Here is a 16,581-nt window from a genome sequence, read left to right on the forward strand (position 1 = left end):
TAAGGGAATGGTTGCGCACGGTTCACAGGAGGCCGGGCCGCGACGGGCACCGGGCGCCACTTTCTCGTAACGCAGCACCGGGTCCGGCGCCCCTTCCGCGAGACCCGGCACCCTCCCCGGCGTCACAATGGTGGGGAGGGACACGCCTGCCGCTGCGGAGAGGCGGAGATTGCGGTGCCGTACATAGCTGTGACCGCGTTGAGTCATGTCGGGCTGATTCGCGAGCACAACGAGGACAGCGTTGTCGTCGGTCCGTGGACCCTGTGCGGCACCGTGACGGAGAACCCCCAGACGCTGGTGTTCCCTCTGGGCTCACCGCTCGTCGTCGCGGTCGCCGACGGGCTCGGCGGGCAGCCGGCCGGTGAGGTGGCCAGTGCGCTGGTCGTCCGACAACTCGCCTCGCTCGGTCCTGCCATCGACAGCGAGAGAGCCATCCGTGACGCCCTGGACGTATGCAATCACTCGGTGTATGCGGCCGCCGACGGGCATCCGGACCTGGTCACCATGGGGACCACGATCGCGGGCGCCGTCGTGCTGGCGGACTCGCTGCTGGCGTTCAATGTCGGCGACAGCAAAGTGTTCGACGCGGGTCGGGTCGGACTGCGCCAGGTGAGCGTGGACGACAGCCCGCCGCCGGCGCTGGGGCGCCGCACCACCTCGGCCGTCACCCAGACGCTCGGCGGCAACTCCGTGTTCAGCGCCGTCACGGCGCATGTGAATGCCTTTCCACTGTCCGCGGGCGACCGCTACTTGGTGTGCACCGACGGGCTGACCGACCCGGTGCCTGACGATGAGCTCGACATGCTGCTGCGGGTGCACGACGACGGCAGGGCCGCCTTCGAGCTGTGGAAGGCCGCGATCGAGGCCGGGGGGCCTGACAACATCACGCTCGCGTTGCTGCGTATCGGCGAATAGGAACCATGACGCTCAGCCGCAGCCCTCGGTCGACTCGTTGAGCCGACCGAGGGTTCTGCTGCTGCAAGGACCGGGAATCCCCGCCCTCCGGCACTACGCTCCCCCGCGAGAGCCGCACCCCAGGAGGGCTTGAATGACTTCGCCGACTTCCCCGACTCCGCCGCGCTACGACGACCTGCGCGCGATGTTCATCAACTGCACGCTCAAGCGCTCGCCGGAGGTCAGCAACACCGAGGGCCTGATCGAGAAGAGCCGGGCGGTGATGGAGGCCAACGGCGTCGCCACCGAGGTCGTCCGGGCCGTCGATCACGACATCGCGAGCGGCGTCTGGCCGGACATGACCGAGCACGGGTGGAGTACGGACGAGTGGCCCGCGCTGTACGAAAAGGTGATGGCCGCCGACATCCTGGTGCTGGCCGGGCCCATCTGGCTGGGTGACAACAGCTCGGTCATGAAGCAGATCGTCGAGCGGCTCTACGCCTGCTCGTCGCTCCTCAACGAGCGCGGGCAGTACGCGTATTACGGGCGGGTCGGCGGCTGTCTGATCACCGGTAACGAGGACGGCGTCAAGCACTGCGCGATGAACATCCTCTACAGCCTCCAGCACCTCGGCTACACCATCCCCCCGCAGGCGGACTCGGGCTGGATCGGCGAGGCCGGACCGGGACCGTCGTATCTCGACCCGGGGTCGGGCGGGCCCGAGAACGACTTCACGAACCGCAACACGACGTTCATGAGCTGGAACCTGATGCACCTGGCCGCCCTGCTCAAGCAGTCCGGCGGCATCCCGGCCCACGGGAACCAGCGCTCGGAATGGGACGCGGGCTGCCGTTTCGACTTCCCCAACCCCGAGCACCGCTGAGCCCTGCCTGCTGGGCAACATCCCAGCAGGCCGGGCTCCGGTGTCAGCAGGGGGTGGTCTCCCGATGGCTCACCGAGCCGCTGTAGCCGTTCATCTTGAGGTACTCCACCGCGTACGTGTTGTCCTGCGAACAGTTCAGCGGCCACGTGTTGGTGAAGCATGCACGCTGGGCCCCGGGCGCAAGGGGATACTTGTTGCAGTAGCCGCCGGCGCCCCATGTGGTGTTGATGCCCGGCGCCTCGATGTTGACGGCGACGCTTGCGTGGTTGACCACGACGACAACCGCCTGGGCTTCGTTGCTCGCGTTCATGACGATGCACATCCGCATGTTGACGTTATCCGACGCCGGATGCGACTTGGTCGTGCCGCAGTGCCAGTTGCTGTTGGTGCTGCCGACTGTTTGCCATGTCGGGTAGGCGGAGGCGGGGGAAGCCGCAAGGAGCGAGACAGCGGCGACGGACGTCGCGGCGGCGAATCCCTGAAGTACGCGGCGGATATTCATGATTGCCCTCCCGTTGAGTGCCCCGGTTGGGGCATCAGCCAACAAAACCTACATGGGCACGTCACTCAAGCTGTAACGGCTTTCGCGCGTGCCGGACGCGCTCACCAACTAGCTCCGGATCCCGCCCGATCTATTGACATGGCCCTGACTCGGCGCTGAGATGTGGTGGATTTCGTTCGTCCTCGTTTGATTGTGCGCCATTCACCCCACACGGAGCCGCACATGCCTGCCGAACGACCCACCTTCAGACAGCGCCTGGCCGCTGCCGCTGCCTTCGCCCTTCTGGCCGGGGGCTCGCTCCTGGCCGCTGCGCCCGCCTCAGCGGCCGCGCCCACCGCCCCGGCCCCAACACCGGCCCCAACCCCCGCTGCCGACAACGGACTTGCCCGTACACCGCAGATGGGGTTCAACAACTGGAACTCCACCCACTGCCGGGCCGAGTTCAACGAGGCCATGGTCAAAGGCGTCGCCGACACCTTCGTCTCCCAAGGCCTCAAGGACGCCGGCTACACCTACGTCAACATCGACGACTGCTGGGCCCTGCCGAACCGCGACGCCTCCGGCAATCTCGTGCCCGATCCGGTGCGCTTTCCGCATGGGATCAAGGCCGTCGCGGACTATGTGCACTCCAAGGGGCTCAAGTTCGGCCTCTACTCGAGCGCCGGCACCAAGACCTGTGACGTACAGGGCTTTCCGGGTGGGCTCGGGCATGAGCAGCAGGATGCCAACCTGTGGGCGTCCTGGGGCGTGGACTACCTCAAGTACGACAACTGCAACAACACCGGCGCCGACGCCAAGCAGCGCTACAAGGCAATGGCGGACGCGCTCCGGGCCACCGGGCGACCGATTCTCTACAGCATCTGCGAGTGGGGGGAGAACCAGCCCTGGAACTGGGCTGCGGAGTACGGCAATTCCTGGCGCACCACCGGGGACATAAGCGACTCCTGGTCCAGCATGATCGGCATCGCGCACCAGAACCAGTCGCTCGCGCCGTACGCGGGGCCCGGCGCCTGGAACGACCCCGACATGCTGGAGGTCGGCAACGGCGGGATGACCGACACCGAGTACCGCACCCACTTCAGCCTCTGGGCGCAGATGGCCGCGCCGCTGCTGATCGGCAGTGATCTGCGCAGCGCATCGGCATCGACGCTCGCGATCCTCAAGAACACGGACGTCATCGCGGTCGACCAGGACAGCCTGGGCAAGCAGGGGACGGTGGTGGCCGGCTCCGGCGGTCTGGTCGTGATGTCGAAACCCCTTGCCGACGGCGGCCGTTCCGTGACGCTGACGAACGAGACCACCACGACGAGGACGATCTCGACGAGCGTCGACGCGATCGGGATCGGGGGCGCTTCCTCGTACGCCCTCAAGGACCTCTGGTCGAAGCAGAACAGCACCACCACGGGTGCCATCAGCGCCTCGGTGCCCGCGCACGGCACGGTGATGTACCGCGTGACGCCGGGCACTCCGGTGCCGCCGCCGACCGGAGTCAGCCAGCTCAGCGATCTGCCGTGGACGTCGGCGGTGGGCGGCTGGGGACCCGTCGAACGCGACCGCAGCAACGGCGAGCAGGGCGCCGGCGACGGCAGGACCCTGACCATCGGCGGCACGACATACGCCAAGGGCCTCGGCACCCACGCGGCCAGCGACATCACGTACCACCTGGGCGGCGCCTGCCGGTCCTTCAGCGTCGACGTCGGTGTGGACGACGAGTCGACGGCGGGCGGTTCGGTCGCCTTCCAGATCTACCGGGACGGGGCGTTGGTCGCCGACAGCGGAGTGCGCACAGCGAGCGATCCGCCCACGCGTCTGAGCGCCGACCTCACCGGTGGTACGAAGCTGAGACTTCTCGTCACGGACGGCGGCGACGGCATCACCTACGACCACGCCGACTGGGCCAACGCCCGGCTGGCCTGCGGCAAGGGGCCCTCGGCCGGTACGCACGCGGTCAGCGACCTGACGTGGACATCGGCGGCGGGCGGCTGGGGACCCGTCGAACGCGACCGCAGCAACGGCGAGCAGGGCGCCGGCGACGGCAGGACCCTGACCATCGGCGGCACGACATACGCCAAGGGCCTCGGCACCCACGCGGCCAGCGACATCACGTACTACCTCGGCGCCGGCTGCTCCACCCTCACCGCGAGCGTCGGCGTCGACGACGAGTCGGGTGGCACGAACGGGTCGGTGGTGTTCCAGGTCTACCGGGACGGGACCAAGGTGGCCGACAGCGGCAGGGTCACCGGAGCCGACGCTCCCAAGGCGCTGACCGCGGATCTCAGCGGCGGCCTCGAGCTCAGGCTGGTCGTGACCGACAGCGGCGACGGGGTCGACTACGACCACGCCGACTGGGCAGTCCCCAGGCTCACCTGCGCCTGAGGCAAGGGCGAGGCAGGGCGACGACGGGCACGGCGGGGCAGGCCCGGACAACCGGCGGTGGCACACTGGTCGGCCAGTTGTCCGAAGGAGCTCCGCCGTGCCGATGATCCGCAACCTCCGCCGTGCTGTGCGCCGTGCCTACCGCAAAACGGTGGACCTGAGCCATCCGGCCCGCTCACCACTCGGCAGCACGGTCGTGAACTGCGTGGTCTACGAGGACGGCGTACGGCAGCCCGAGGCCGGTCCCGCGGACGAAGCCGTGCGGCAGGTCCGCAAGACCGGCCGGGGCTTCGTCTGGATCGGACTGCACGAGCCGTCGGAGGCGGAGTTCGCCGGGGTCGCCGAGCTGTTCGGGCTGCATCCGCTGGCCGTCGAGGACGCGGTGCACGCACATCAGCGGCCCAAGGTGGAGCGGTACGGAGAAACGCTCTTCGCCGTCTTCAAGACCTGCCGCTACGTCGATCACGAGGAGCTCACCGCCACCAGCGAGGTGGTGGACACCGGGGAGCTGATGATCTTCACAGGTCCGGACTTCGTGATCACGGTCCGGCACGGCGGGCACGGTTCGCTCGGCCCGCTCCGGGAGGCCCTGGAGGACACTCCTGAGCAGCTGGCGAAGGGTCCCGCCGCCGTGCTGCACGCCATAGCCGACCATGTCGTCGACGAGTACCTCAGCGTCGCCGACGCCGTGCAGAACGACATCGACGCCGTCGAGACGGCCGTCTTCAGCGAGCACGCGGGTCGCGGCGACGCGGGCCGGATCTACCAGCTCAAGCGCGAGCTGCTGGAACTCAAGCGCGCGGTGGCGCCGCTGGACCGGCCGCTGCACGCCCTGGCCAACCAGCCGCTGCCGGCGGTCGGCCCGGAGATACAGCCGTACTTCCGTGACGTCGCCGACCACCTGGCGCGCGTGACCGAGCAGATCACGTCGTTCGACGCCCTGCTCGATTCGGTCCTCCAGGCCCACCTCGCGCAGGTGACCGTCGCGCAGAACGAGGACATGCGCAAGATCACCGCATGGGCGGCGATCATCGCCGTACCGACGATGGTCTGCGGCGTGTACGGCATGAACTTCGAGCACATGCCGGAGCTGCGCTGGACCTACGGCTACCCCCTGGTCCTCGCCGTCATGGCCACCGCCTGCCTCGTCCTCCACCGCAGCTTCCGGCGCAACGGCTGGCTCTAGGTCCTGTCCGGTCGATCAGGCCGGATCAGTGAGTGGGGGTCCCCCCCACGCCCCCAGGGCGTAGGGGGAGGGTCTGGTGCGTGCAGATGCAAGGCGGAGGAAGGAGCCCACGCGGAGCGTAGGCGACTGACGACAACGCAGCAGATGCGCGCGCCAGGGCACGCGAGCCCGGCAAGATCGGCCGGACAGGGCCTAGCCGTTAGACCCCGAGCAGCCCCGGCAGGCCGGCGAAGGAATCGAGCACATGGTCCGGCGTCCCGTCGGCCGCTTCGTGCGTCTGAGGCAGATACTTGCCCGTCTTCACCAGCACACCGGTGATGCCGCTGCGCTGCGCCGCCAGGACGTCCGACTCGATGTCGTCGCCCACCATCAGGGCTTCGGACGCCGTGGCGCCCAGGCGCGCCAGGGCCGTGGCGAAGAACGCGTACGCGGGTTTGCCCGTGATCTCCGCCTCGACGCGGGCCGCTCGTTCCAGGCCCAGGAGGAAGGCTCCGGTGTCGAGGTCGAGGCCCTGGGACGTACGCCAGTACAGGTTCCGGTGCATGGCGACCAGCCGGGCGCCGCGCTGCAGCTCACGGAAGGCGCGGTTGAGCGCCGCATAGGTGAATTCGTCCCCCGCGCCGCCGAGGACGACCACGTCCGGAGCCACGCCGTCCCCCTCGTCGAGGAGGGTCACGCCGTCGAGATCGTCGCTCACATCGCCGCTGTTGAGCAGCAGGCAGCGGGCGCCCGGGTAGTGCTCGCGCAGATACGCGGCGGTCACGGCCGGTGCCGTGAGGATGTCGTCGGCCTCGACCGGAAAGCCCGCCCCGGCCAGCCGCTCGGCGATCACGGCGCGCGTCCGGGACGTGTTGTTGGTGACGAGCGCCAGTGGGAGGCCTGCGGCGCGCAGCCGTTCCATGGCCTCCACGGCGCCGGGCAGCGGCTTCCAGGACACGGTCAGCACGCCGTCGATGTCGATCAGGACCGCTCCGATTCGCTCCATGCGCACGACCGTACCGTCGGCGTGACGCCCGCTTGCTAAACAGCCACAAATGGGGTTATTACGAAAGCGGGAGTGACCCATGGTGTTCTTCACCGACCGCACGGATGCAGGACGACGACTTGCCGAGGCGCTTCGGCACCTGCAGGGCGAGAAACCCGTCGTACTGGGCTTGCCACGGGGCGGAGTGCCCGTGGCCTTCCAGGTCGCGCGGGCGCTCGGCGCACCACTCGATGTGATCGTGGTCCGCAAGCTCGGCGTGCCCTACCACCGGGAGCTCGGCTTCGGGGCCATCGGCGAGGGCGGGGTGCGGGTCATCAGCGACGACATCGTCCGCCGCAGCAGGGCCAGGCGGGAGGAGCTCGCCACGGTCGAGCGGGCCGAAGAGGCGGAGCTGGCGCGGCAGGCGAGACGGTTCCGCGCCCATCGGCCGCGGCTGCCGCTGCGCGGCCGGACCGTGATCGTCGTGGACGACGGAATCGCGACCGGCGCCACGGCGGCGGCTGCGTGCCAGGTGGTACGGGCCCAGGGCGCGGCCCGTGTGGTCCTTGCCGTACCGGTGGCGCCGCCGGACTCGCTCGACTCGCTGCGCGCCGAGGCGGACGAGGTGGAGTGCCTGGCCACGCCGCGCGCGTTCCGCGCGGTCGGCGAGTGGTACGAGGACTTCTCCCAGACCTCCGACGAGGAGGTGGCGGCCCTGCTCGCCGAGGCAGCCGGGGAAACCGTCGAGACCGAGGTCGAGGTGGACGCGGGCGGGGTGCGGCTCCTCGGGGATCTGAACCTGCCGGAGGGCGCCGGGGCGGTCGTGATGTTCGCCCACGGCTCCGGCAGCAGCCGCCACAGCCCGCGCAACCGTCTCGTGGCGGCGGCCCTGAACCGTGCGGGCCTGGGCACCCTGCTCTTCGACCTGCTCACGGTGGAGGAGGAGGCCGACCGGGCGAACGTCTTCGACATCGGGACCCTGGCCAGGCGCCTCGCGGCCGCGACCCGCTGGCTGCAGGAACGCGAGCCCGTTCGCATCGGCTACTTCGGCGCGAGCACCGGGGCCGCGGCGGCACTGCTGGCCGCGGGCACCTTCGCGGCGGCGGACGGCAACGGGACGGGCGAGGCGGACATCGGGGCCGTCGTCTCCCGCGGCGGCCGGCCCGACCTCGCCGGGCCGCGCCTCGCCGACGTACGCGCGCCCACACTCCTCATCGTCGGCGGCCGCGACACCAGGGTCCTCGACCTCAATCGGCAGGCCATGCAGGAGCTGCGCTGCGAGTGCCACCTGGAGGTCGTACCGCGTGCCACCCATCTCTTCGAGGAGCCGGGGACCCTGGACCGGGTTGCCGAGCTCGCCCGCGACTGGTTCACCATGCACCTGGTGGCACCGGTCGGACAGCCGCACGGCTGAGCGCCCGCCGGACACCGTGACGGGGGCATGGCAGTGCATTCCGTCGTCGGCCCGTCTCAGTCGGCCCACTCCGTGACGATCACGTCGTCGCCCACGGCGAGCTCGCCCGTACGCAGCACGGAGAAATTCGACCCGAACGCGACCCCGCCCTCCGCCGCCCGCCGATAGCCGGCAAGCGTCCGCAGCGGCTCGGGTCCCGCCTTGGCACCGCTTGCCTGGTCGACCAGCGTGACCGCGCAACGGATGGCGAGCTTCGCGTATCCCAGCTCGGCGTTCCCGACACTGATCCGGCGGGCCCGGTCCTCGAGATGCGGGGCGTCCCAGCCGTCCACAACGACGTTGGGCCGAAAACGGGTCATGACGAGCGGGCTGCCGCCCGACGCCGCGATGCGCTGGTTCAGCTTCTCCAACGAGGAGACCGAAAGGATGTGGACCGCGCTGCTGTCGGCATAGCCGGACGTGCCCGGCGTCAACCCGTCCGTCACACGGCCGTGTTCGGGCGGCACACGCACCAGCCTGCTCGGTTTGCCGAGCACCTCGGACAGCCACTCGGACGCCGTATCCCCTTGATCGATCCCCTGATACGGCGTGCCGAACAGCTCCACGTCGACTCTCGCGGAGGTGTGGTCGACGTCGATCCGAAGGTCCTCGGCATCCGGCGCGCCCAGCGTGAGTTGCTCTCCGCCGGCCGTGACGTGTGGCCGTACGACCGCAAGACGTGGATCCCGGCGCTGGCTGCGGAAGACTCCCCGCTCGTCGACCACCATGAAGCTGCGGTCGTGGGCGAGACCCGCCTCCGTCAGCGACGCCTCTGTCAGCGGAACGCCTGCGCATCCCTTGATGGGATAGGTCGTCAGCTCTACCACTCGGGACACCGCATCAGCGTAACTCGACGTGCGACGCGGCCCCTCAGACCCGGGCTATGAGGGCATAACGCTCGTCGGTCACCGGGCCGCCCCACAAGTCCGGGTCGCCGCTCAGTGGTTCGATGCGCAGGTCGGTGACCAGCGGACGCACCGCCGCGGCCAGTGCCTCCGCCCCGATGCCGCCGTGCCATGGCAGCGCTTCGGCCCCGGCCACGTACGGCACGCCCTTCTCGCCCGACTCCCGCCAACGGCCCTCGACCAGCAGCAGCCGGCCGCCCGGGCGCAGACGGCCGACCCACTCGCGCAGCGCGGCCTCGGGGGAGGGCAGCGTCCACACCAGGTGGCGGCAGAGCAGGACGTCGAAGCGCCGGTCGCCGGTCGGGGGTATCGACGCGTCCCCGACCAGGAAGTCGGCCTCAAGTCCGGCCGCCCGGAGCTTTGTGCGCGCCGCTTCGACCATGCGAGGGGACAGATCGACGCCGGTGACGTCGTGCCCGGCCGCGGCGAGGAGCAGGGAGAGGGAGCCGGTGCCGCAGCCGACGTCGAGGACCTTCGCCGGCGCGGACGGCAGCCACGAGTGCAGGAGCCGGGACCACGCGGCGCGGGTGGGCTCCGCGCGCAGGCCGTGGTCCGCTTCGTCGTCGAAGGCCGGCGCGGCGGCGTCCCAGTAGTCGGTGATCGAGGCAGTGGGGTCGGTCATGACACCCAGCGTCTCAGCCACCACTGACAATCCGGCGACGGTCCGACTCACGCCAGGGCGATGAACAACCCCAGGGTCACGACGGCGACGACGCCTCCGTACAGCGCGAGCGTCACGGAGCGCGCCTCGTCGGACGGGTCGGTGCTGCCGACGCGGGAGAGGCGGAGAGCAGAGGTCAGGACGAGGGCGAGCGCGGCCGCACAGAAGACGGCGATCAAGGAATCTGTCATCCGGCGAGAATCTCACGGTCCGTCAGATGCCGCTCGTCGGCGTACTCCGTACGGAGACGGGCGGACGCGGGGCCGCCACGTCGGCTCCCGCGGTCCGCGCACGCGCAGCCGCCCGACCGCATCGGCGCGCGCGAGCCGTCAACCGTGGCGGCTCCGTACGGAAACGGGCAGAACCCTGGAGTCGGCACCGCCGGACCCTGCCGACGCACATTCCCCGGGCCCTGCCCGACCCGCATCGGCGGGTGCGAGCGGGCGAGCTGCGGCTCGCCCGCAGGCCCCGCAGATCCGCGGCCGCCACCGGCGGCCCACGCGGGCCTCAGTGACCGCCCCGGCCGTGTCAGGGCCGCAACCCCGCCAGTGCCTCCGTCAGCCACTTCGTCCAGAACGTCTCCAGCTCGATCCCGCCCCTCAGCACCACATGCCGCAGCCTGTCCTGCTCCGTGACCAGCCGCTCCGGCGGGAAATCGTGCGCCTCAATCGCCAGATACTGCTCCAACTGCCGCCGGTGCAGCGCCAGATGACGCTCCAGCTCAGCCTCAAGACCCGCGCTGCCCACCACGCCCGCCGCGCGCAGCCGCAGCAGCAGCGGGTCGCGCGCCGGCTTGGGGTCCTCCGGCCGTGCGACCCACGCGGTCAGCTCCTCGCGGCCCGCGGGCAGGACCTCGTACTCCTTCTTCTGCCCGCGGCTCGGCTGCGCCGACGGCAGCGCGCGGATGTGGCCCGCCTGCTCCAGTTTTCCCAGCTCGCGGTAGATCTGCTGATGCGTGGCCGACCAGAAGTAGCCGATCGACTTGTCGAAGCGCCGGGTCAGCTCAAGGCCCGAAGAGGGCTTTTCGAGCAGAGCCGTGAGGATCGCGTGCTGGAGGGACATGGGCGCATCCTAAGGACGGCGAGGACGGCGCCTCACAGTGTCGCCGCGAGCCGCGTGCCCTGGTCGATCGCGCGCTTCGCGTCCAGCTCGGCCGCCACATCCGCGCCGCCGATCAGATGCACCGAACGGCCCGCGGCGCTCAGCTCCTCGTACAGACCGCGCTGCGGCTCCTGGCCGGTGCACAGCACCACCGTGTCGACGGGGAGCACGCTCGTCGTGCCGTCGACCGTGACATGCAGGCCCTCGTCGTCGATCCGCTCGTACGTCGCTCCGGCCGTCATCGTGACCCCGCGGTGCTTCAGCTCCGTACGGTGGATCCAGCCCGTCGTCTTGCCGAGACCCGCGCCGACCTTGCTGGTCTTGCGCTGCAACAGATGGACGGAGCGCGGCGGCTTCGGGCGCTCGGGCGCGATCAGCCCGCCCGGCGCGCTGTAGTCCGTGTCGACACCCCACTGCCGGAAGTACGTCCCGGCGTCCAGGCTCGCGCCCTGACCTCCGTCGGTCAGGAACTCCGCGACGTCGAAGCCGATGCCGCCCGCGCCGATGACCGCGACGCGCTCGCCGACCGGCGCCCCGTCGCGCAGGACGTCGAGATAGCTGACGACGCTCGGGTGGTCGACGCCGTCGATCTCGGGGGTCCGGGGCGTGACGCCGGTGGCCACCACGATCTCGTCGTACGCGTCGGCCGTGAGGTCCTCGGTGGCGACCCGCGTCCCCAACCGGACCTCCACGCCCCGCAGTTCGAGCTGCGTACGGTAGTAGCGCAGCGTCTCGTCGAACTCTTCCTTGCCAGGGATCCGCTTGGCGACGTTCAGCTGGCCGCCGATCTCGTCCGCGGCGTCGAAGAGCGTGACCTCGTGCCCGCGCTCGGCCGCCGCGACCGCGCAGGCGAGCCCGGCAGGACCCGCGCCGATCACGGCGACGCGCTTGCGCCGCCGGGTCGGGGACAGGACCAGCTCGGTCTCGTGGCAGGCGCGCGGGTTGACCAGGCAGGAGGTGAGTTTCCCGCTGAAGGTGTGGTCCAGGCAGGCCTGGTTGCAGCCGATGCAGGTGTTGATGGTGTCCGCGCGGTCCGCCTTCGCCTTGGCGACGAAGTCGGGGTCGGCGAGGAACGGCCGGGCCAGCGACACCATGTCCGCGCGGCCGTCGGCGAGCAACTGCTCCGCGATCTCGGGGGTGTTGATGCGGTTGCTGGTCACCAGCGGGACCGAGACCGACCCCATCAGCTTCTTGGTCACCCAGGTGTACGCGCCACGCGGCACCGAGGTCGCGATGGTGGGGATACGGGCCTCGTGCCAGCCGATCCCGGTATTGATGATCGTCGCTCCGGCCGCCTCGATCTCCTTGGCGAGCGTGATCACCTCTTCGAGCGAGGAGCCGCCGGGCACCAGGTCCAGCATGGAGAGGCGGTAGATGAGGATGAAGTCGGGGCCGACGCGCTCGCGCGTACGGCGGACGATCTCCAGCGGGAGCCTGATCCGGTTCTCGTACGAGCCGCCCCAGCGGTCGGTGCGGTGGTTGGTGGCGCTCGCGATGAACTCGTTGATGAAGTAGCCCTCGGAGCCCATGATCTCGACACCGTCGTAGCCCGCGGACTGCGCGAGCCCTGCCGCCCGTACGTAGTCCTCGATCGTCTCCTCGACCTCTGCGTCGGTCAGGGCGTGCGGGACGAAGGGGCTGATGGGGGCCTGGATGGCACTCGGCGCGACAAGATCGGCGTGGTACGCGTACCGGCCGAAGTGCAGGATCTGCATCGCGATCCGGCCGCCCTCGGCGTGCACGGCGTCGGTGACGGTCCGGTGCTTCGCCGCCTCGGCCTCGGTGGTGAGCCTGGCGCCGCCTTCGTACGGACGGCCCCGGTCGTTGGGGGCGATGCCGCCGGTCACGATGAGGCCGACGCCGCCACGCGCGCGCTCTGCGTAGAAGGCGGCCATCCGCTCGAAGCCGTTCTCCGCCTCTTCGAGACCGACGTGCATGGAGCCCATGAGCACGCGGTTGGGGAGGGTGGTGAACCCGAGATCGAGCGGGCTCAGCAGGTGCGGGTAGGGGCTCGTCGTGCTCATCGGGGCGCCTCCTCGGGCGGGGTCGTCGCACCAGTTCTAGCGCCCGCGATCCCATTTTGCAACAAGGTGCAAAATCACAGTCCGACAAGTGTGCTGATCATCCGTACGGGTGATGAGCCAGCCCGACCCTCCCCCGAGCCCGTTGCGCGCCCATAACGTGCCGGTTGTGGCGGGATGGCAGCAGTTGAGCGCACTGGGGATCGCGGCGATTCTCGGCTCGCAGGGGGCCGGGATCGGCATCGGCATTTCTGCGTGCGGTGGGGCCGATTTATCGGTGTCGCTAGTGGCACCGGCATCCGTATCACTGTCGGTGTCGCTCTACTGCGAGTGCCCGCCGTCGCCCCCACCCTCGCCCCCGCCCCCGCCGAGCCCGACTCCGGTGCCCACGCCGACGCCGGCACAGCCCGTGCCCCCGGCTCCGGCTCCGGTGCCGCCCAGCACTCCGGCACCGACGCCGACGCCCCCGGCCGAACGGCCCGTCAAGACCCCCCAGCCCCCTCCCGAGCCGGCTGCTTCGCAGCCCGCGGCCCCTGCGACGAGCCCCAAGGCGGCGGCCCCCGCGCCACCGCGCGTCAGCGCCGTACGCAACTACCGGCCGGCGTCCGGGAAGCCGGAACCCGCCGGGACCTCCCTCGTCGTCCTGATGCTGGTGACCACCACCCCCGCCGTACTCGCCGCGGCGATGCTGCGGCCCCGGCGCGGCCGCGCCTGAACACACACCACACCCTTCGGAGATCCCTCATGTCTGAATGGCTGGTCCTGGCTGCCGCGATGGCCGCCGCCTGCGCCGTCGTCCTTGTCATCACGCTGCTCAGGCAGCACAGGCTGCACCGGGCCGGGACACCCGACGAGGAGGACGGCGCCGAGACCCCTGACGTCCTCGAGTACATGACGATGATGGTCGGCGTCGTGTACGCGATCGTGCTCGGTCTGGCCATCGCGGGCGTCTGGGAGGCGCGCAGCGCCGCGCAGGACGACGTACGCCGCGAGGCACAGGCGCTGCACGAGGTCACCCAGCGTGCCCAGGTCTACCCCACTCGCGTCCAGCAGCGCATCCGTGCGGACATCGACCGGTACGTCTCCCATGTGGTCCACCAGGAGTGGCCGAGGATGGTCGACAACAGGGAACTGCCCGACCGGGGTGCGCAGTTGCTCGGCGCGGTACGGGCCGACATCGCGGAGCGGGCCCCGGCCGACGAGCTGGAGGCGCAGGCCTATCAGCCACTGCTCGACCAGGTCGCCGTCGCCGACGACGCGCGCAACGCCCGGGCACAGAACGCCGGGGCGACACTGCCGGGCGTCGTGTGGTTCGGCCTGATCACCGGGGCGCTGGTGACAGTCGGCCTGATCTTCACTCTGCAGATCGGCGGCACGTCCCGGGAGCTGCTGCTTGCGGGCCTCTTCAGCGCCCTGATCGCCTTTCTGCTCTTCCTGGTCTGGGACTTCGACGCGCCCTTCGGGCGGTCGGGCTCGGAGTCGGCGGACGCCTTCCGCCAGCTGTTCGCGAGTGCCGCGGGGAAGGGCTGACCGACGGCCGTCCGGGCGGTTCGGTCCACGGCCGCCTGCCCGGCGCCGCGCGGCCGCCCGGCCCGGCGGCTCACTTGTGCGCGTGCTCCCCGACGTAGAAGAGCAGATACACAAATCCTGCGAAGAGGTGCGTCGCGAAGATATAGACGAAGACGCGCAGCGCGACGCCGCGCTCCTTCCAGCTCTCGCTCTCGCTCTCGCTCACCACAGCTCCGTTCCGTATGTGCCCTCGCACCAGGGTACGAGCACCCGGAATAGGGCGAGGGGGGTTGCCGTTGTAGGGTTTGGTTCAATATTCAACCAACTGGACCCGAAGGCATTTCAGACCCCGAGAGGTGAGCTCATATGCAGTTCGGCATCTTCACGGTCGGCGACGTCACGACCGACCCGACCACCGGCCGTACGCCGAGCGAGCACGAGCGGATCAAGGCGATGATCGCCATCGCGCACAAGGCCGAGGAGGTCGGACTCGACGTATTCGCGACCGGTGAGCACCACAACCCGCCATTCGTCCCGTCGTCCCCGACGACGATCCTCGGGCACATAGCCGCCCGGACGGAGCGGCTGATCCTCTCCACCTCGACCACGCTGATCACCACCAACGACCCGGTGAAGATCGCCGAGGACTACGCGATGCTGCAGCACCTGGCCGACGGCCGGGTCGACCTGATGATGGGGCGCGGCAACACCGGACCGGTCTACCCGTGGTTCGGCCAGGACATCCGCCACGGCCTCCCGCTCGCCATCGAGAACTACGCACTCCTCCACAGGCTGTGGAGGGAGGACGTCGTGGACTGGGAGGGCAAGTTCCGTACGCCGCTGCAGTCCTTCACCTCGACGCCGCGGCCGCTGGACGGGGTCCCGCCGTTCGTCTGGCACGGCTCCATCCGCTCCCCCGAGATCGCCGAGCAGGCCGCCTACTACGGCGACGGCTTCTTCCACAACAACATCTTCTGGCCGATGGAGCACACCAGGAAGATGGTCGACCTCTACCGGCAGCGGTACGCGCACTACGGGCACGGCACGGCCGAGCAGGCCATCGTCGGCCTGGGCGGACAGGTCTTCATGCGGAAGAACTCCCAGGACGCGATCGCCGAGTTCCGGCCCTACTTCGACAACGCACCGGTGTACGGGCACGGCCCCTCGCTGGAGGACTTCACCGAGCAGACCCCGCTGACCGTCGGCTCCCCGCAGGAGGTCATCGAGCGGACCCTCGGCTTCCGTGAGTCCGTCGGCGACTACCAGCGCCAGCTCTTCCTGATGGACCACGCGGGACTTGGGCTGAAGACGGTCCTGGAGCAGCTCGACCTCCTCGGCGAGGAGGTCGTACCGGTGCTGCGCAAGGAGTTCGCGAACCTGCGGCCGGCCGGTGTGCCGGAGACCGCCCCGCTCCACCCGGCCCTGCAGCCGAACAAGGAGGCTTGATCACCGTGAGGACGCTGAAGCTGGTGGCGGTATCGGCCGGGCTGAGCGTGCCGTCGTCGACCCGCTTGCTGGCGGACCGGCTGACGGAAGCCGTACGCGGCACTCTCGCCGAGCGGGACGTGGAGGTTCAGGTACGCGTCGTCGAGCTGCGTGAGCTGGCCGTGCCCATCGCCAACCACCTGGTGACCGGATTCCCCGCGCCGGCGCTCGGCGAGGCCATCGAGGCGGTGACTGAGGCGGACGGCCTGATCGCCGTGACGCCCGTCTTCAAGGCCTCGTACAGCGGGCTGTTCAAGTCCTTCTTCGACCTGATCGAGCCGGACGCGCTCACCGGGAAGCCGGTGCTGATCGCGGCGACGGGCGGCACCGCACGTCACTCGCTGGTGCTCGAGCACGCGCTGCGGCCGCTCTTCGCCTATCTGCGGGCGCTGGTCCTGCCGACGACGGTGTACGCGGCGTCGGAGGACTGGGGCGGGAGCGGCGACACGCTCACCGACACCCTGCCGGTGCGGATCGAGCGTGCGGGCGGCGAGCTCGCGGGCCTGATGGCGGCCGGAGCTGCCCGCACGCCCGAACTGGTGCACGCGGCCGCGATCGGCTGATCGGCTCCGCGGACGGGTCGACGAGGATCGCCCGACGGCTCTGAGCCGGCCAGCTCAGAGCCGCGGAGGCGGTCGCGC

17 protein-coding genes are annotated in these 16,581 nt (G+C 70.1%); 9 read left to right on the plus strand and 8 right to left on the minus strand.

Translation table 11 applies throughout. The features are described 5' to 3' along the window. Positions 1-174: 174 nt before the first annotated feature. Both OG729_RS18865 and OG729_RS18870 read left to right on the plus strand, forming a co-directional pair. Complete coding sequence (locus tag OG729_RS18865) at positions 175-915, plus strand: protein phosphatase 2C domain-containing protein (RefSeq protein WP_360877400.1); 741 nt, start codon at positions 175-177, stop codon at positions 913-915. 133 nt (positions 916-1,048) lie between these two features. Further along, positions 1,049-1,777 carry a flavodoxin family protein gene (locus tag OG729_RS18870; RefSeq protein ID WP_360877403.1) on the plus strand — a complete coding sequence of 243 codons (729 nt, stop codon included), beginning with the start codon at positions 1,049-1,051 and terminating at the stop codon, positions 1,775-1,777. A gap of 43 nt (positions 1,778-1,820) precedes the next feature. On the opposite strand, the gene OG729_RS18875 is transcribed toward OG729_RS18870, so the two are convergent. Continuing rightward, positions 1,821-2,279: a hypothetical protein gene (locus tag OG729_RS18875; protein ID WP_405807218.1), complete on the minus strand. Its 459-nt coding sequence runs from the start codon at positions 2,277-2,279 to the stop codon at positions 1,821-1,823. Between the two features lie 222 nt (positions 2,280-2,501). Between OG729_RS18875 and OG729_RS18880 the strand changes: the two genes are divergently transcribed. Together OG729_RS18880 and OG729_RS18885 are read left to right on the plus strand one after the other, a co-directional pair. Then, on the plus strand, positions 2,502-4,655 hold the full coding sequence (locus tag OG729_RS18880; protein ID WP_405807220.1) for an NPCBM/NEW2 domain-containing protein: 2,154 nt from the start codon (positions 2,502-2,504) through the stop codon (positions 4,653-4,655). 103 nt (positions 4,656-4,758) lie between these two features. Continuing rightward, positions 4,759-5,841: a magnesium and cobalt transport protein CorA gene (locus tag OG729_RS18885; RefSeq protein WP_405807222.1), complete on the plus strand. Its 1,083-nt coding sequence runs from the start codon at positions 4,759-4,761 to the stop codon at positions 5,839-5,841. A 199-nt stretch (positions 5,842-6,040) separates the two neighbouring features. Here the strand turns inward: OG729_RS18885 and OG729_RS18890 are convergent, their stop codons facing one another. Continuing rightward, positions 6,041-6,907: an HAD-IIA family hydrolase gene (locus tag OG729_RS18890; RefSeq protein WP_360877480.1), complete on the minus strand. Its 867-nt coding sequence runs from the start codon at positions 6,905-6,907 to the stop codon at positions 6,041-6,043. A gap of 1 nt (position 6,908) precedes the next feature. On the opposite strand from OG729_RS18890, the gene OG729_RS18895 reads away from it, so the two are divergent. Next, the gene (locus OG729_RS18895; protein ID WP_360877483.1) at positions 6,909-8,219 is read left to right on the plus strand and encodes a phosphoribosyltransferase family protein; all 1,311 of its coding nucleotides are present in this window, start codon (positions 6,909-6,911) and stop codon (positions 8,217-8,219) included. Between the two features lie 56 nt (positions 8,220-8,275). Here the strand turns inward: OG729_RS18895 and OG729_RS18900 are convergent, their stop codons facing one another. The 5 genes from OG729_RS18900 to OG729_RS18920 all read right to left on the minus strand — a co-directional run bounded on the left by OG729_RS18900 (position 8,276) and on the right by OG729_RS18920 (position 12,949). Then, on the minus strand, positions 8,276-9,094 hold the full coding sequence (locus OG729_RS18900) for an MOSC domain-containing protein (RefSeq protein ID WP_405807223.1): 819 nt from the start codon (positions 9,092-9,094) through the stop codon (positions 8,276-8,278). Positions 9,095-9,128: 34 nt separating this feature from the next. Beyond that, a complete protein-coding gene (locus OG729_RS18905; RefSeq protein WP_405807224.1) occupies positions 9,129-9,785 on the minus strand; it encodes a class I SAM-dependent methyltransferase in 657 nt (218 codons plus the stop codon). Positions 9,786-9,832: 47 nt separating this feature from the next. Beyond that, entirely contained in the window at positions 9,833-10,015 is a 183-nt protein-coding gene (locus OG729_RS18910) for a hypothetical protein (protein WP_360877421.1), read from the minus strand. Between the two features lie 337 nt (positions 10,016-10,352). Next, entirely contained in the window at positions 10,353-10,886 is a 534-nt protein-coding gene (locus OG729_RS18915; RefSeq protein ID WP_360877424.1) for a PadR family transcriptional regulator, read from the minus strand. Positions 10,887-10,918: 32 nt separating this feature from the next. Further along, a complete protein-coding gene (locus OG729_RS18920; RefSeq protein ID WP_405807226.1) occupies positions 10,919-12,949 on the minus strand; it encodes an FAD-dependent oxidoreductase in 2,031 nt (676 codons plus the stop codon). 379 nt (positions 12,950-13,328) lie between these two features. Here OG729_RS18920 and OG729_RS18925 point away from each other — a divergent pair, with 379 nt between their 5' ends. Then, the gene (locus tag OG729_RS18925) at positions 13,329-13,661 is read left to right on the plus strand and encodes a hypothetical protein (RefSeq protein WP_405807227.1); all 333 of its coding nucleotides are present in this window, start codon (positions 13,329-13,331) and stop codon (positions 13,659-13,661) included. Between the two features lie 29 nt (positions 13,662-13,690). Then, positions 13,691-14,476, plus strand: a complete 786-nt coding sequence (locus OG729_RS18930; protein ID WP_360877432.1) for a hypothetical protein — start codon at positions 13,691-13,693, stop codon at positions 14,474-14,476. Positions 14,477-14,546: 70 nt separating this feature from the next. Here OG729_RS18930 and OG729_RS18935 read toward each other — a convergent pair whose 3' ends face one another. Further along, on the minus strand, positions 14,547-14,681 hold the full coding sequence (locus tag OG729_RS18935; RefSeq protein WP_405807229.1) for a DUF6126 family protein: 135 nt from the start codon (positions 14,679-14,681) through the stop codon (positions 14,547-14,549). A gap of 140 nt (positions 14,682-14,821) precedes the next feature. Here OG729_RS18935 and OG729_RS18940 point away from each other — a divergent pair, with 140 nt between their 5' ends. Together OG729_RS18940 and OG729_RS18945 are read left to right on the plus strand one after the other, a co-directional pair. After that, entirely contained in the window at positions 14,822-15,901 is a 1,080-nt protein-coding gene (locus OG729_RS18940) for an LLM class flavin-dependent oxidoreductase (RefSeq protein WP_405807230.1), read from the plus strand. A gap of 5 nt (positions 15,902-15,906) precedes the next feature. Then, positions 15,907-16,503, plus strand: coding sequence for an FMN reductase (locus tag OG729_RS18945; protein WP_405807232.1), 597 nt, complete (start codon positions 15,907-15,909; stop codon positions 16,501-16,503). Positions 16,504-16,581: the final 78 nt, after the last annotated feature.

The sequence above is a fragment of the Streptomyces sp. NBC_00210 genome, from assembly GCF_045160975.1.
Lineage (GTDB): Bacteria > Actinomycetota > Actinomycetes > Streptomycetales > Streptomycetaceae > Streptomyces.

Bases quoted from the DNA above. Each gene is read 5' to 3' on its own strand.
- OG729_RS18870 (WP_360877403.1), top strand. From the start codon at position 1,049: ATGACTTCGCCGACTTCCCCGACTCCGCCGCGCTACGACGACCTGCGC.
- OG729_RS18875 (WP_405807218.1), bottom strand. From the start codon at position 2,279: ATGAATATCCGCCGCGTACTTCAGGGATTCGCCGCCGCGACGTCCGTC.
- OG729_RS18880 (WP_405807220.1), top strand. From the start codon at position 2,502: ATGCCTGCCGAACGACCCACCTTCAGACAGCGCCTGGCCGCTGCCGCT.
- OG729_RS18885 (WP_405807222.1), top strand. From the start codon at position 4,759: ATGATCCGCAACCTCCGCCGTGCTGTGCGCCGTGCCTACCGCAAAACG.
- OG729_RS18890 (WP_360877480.1), bottom strand. From the start codon at position 6,907: ATGGGTCACTCCCGCTTTCGTAATAACCCCATTTGTGGCTGTTTAGCA.
- OG729_RS18905 (WP_405807224.1), bottom strand. From the start codon at position 9,785: ATGACCGACCCCACTGCCTCGATCACCGACTACTGGGACGCCGCCGCG.
- OG729_RS18910 (WP_360877421.1), bottom strand. From the start codon at position 10,015: ATGACAGATTCCTTGATCGCCGTCTTCTGTGCGGCCGCGCTCGCCCTC.
- OG729_RS18915 (WP_360877424.1), bottom strand. From the start codon at position 10,886: ATGTCCCTCCAGCACGCGATCCTCACGGCTCTGCTCGAAAAGCCCTCT.
- OG729_RS18920 (WP_405807226.1), bottom strand. From the start codon at position 12,949: ATGAGCACGACGAGCCCCTACCCGCACCTGCTGAGCCCGCTCGATCTC.
- OG729_RS18930 (WP_360877432.1), top strand. From the start codon at position 13,691: ATGTCTGAATGGCTGGTCCTGGCTGCCGCGATGGCCGCCGCCTGCGCC.
- OG729_RS18940 (WP_405807230.1), top strand. From the start codon at position 14,822: ATGCAGTTCGGCATCTTCACGGTCGGCGACGTCACGACCGACCCGACC.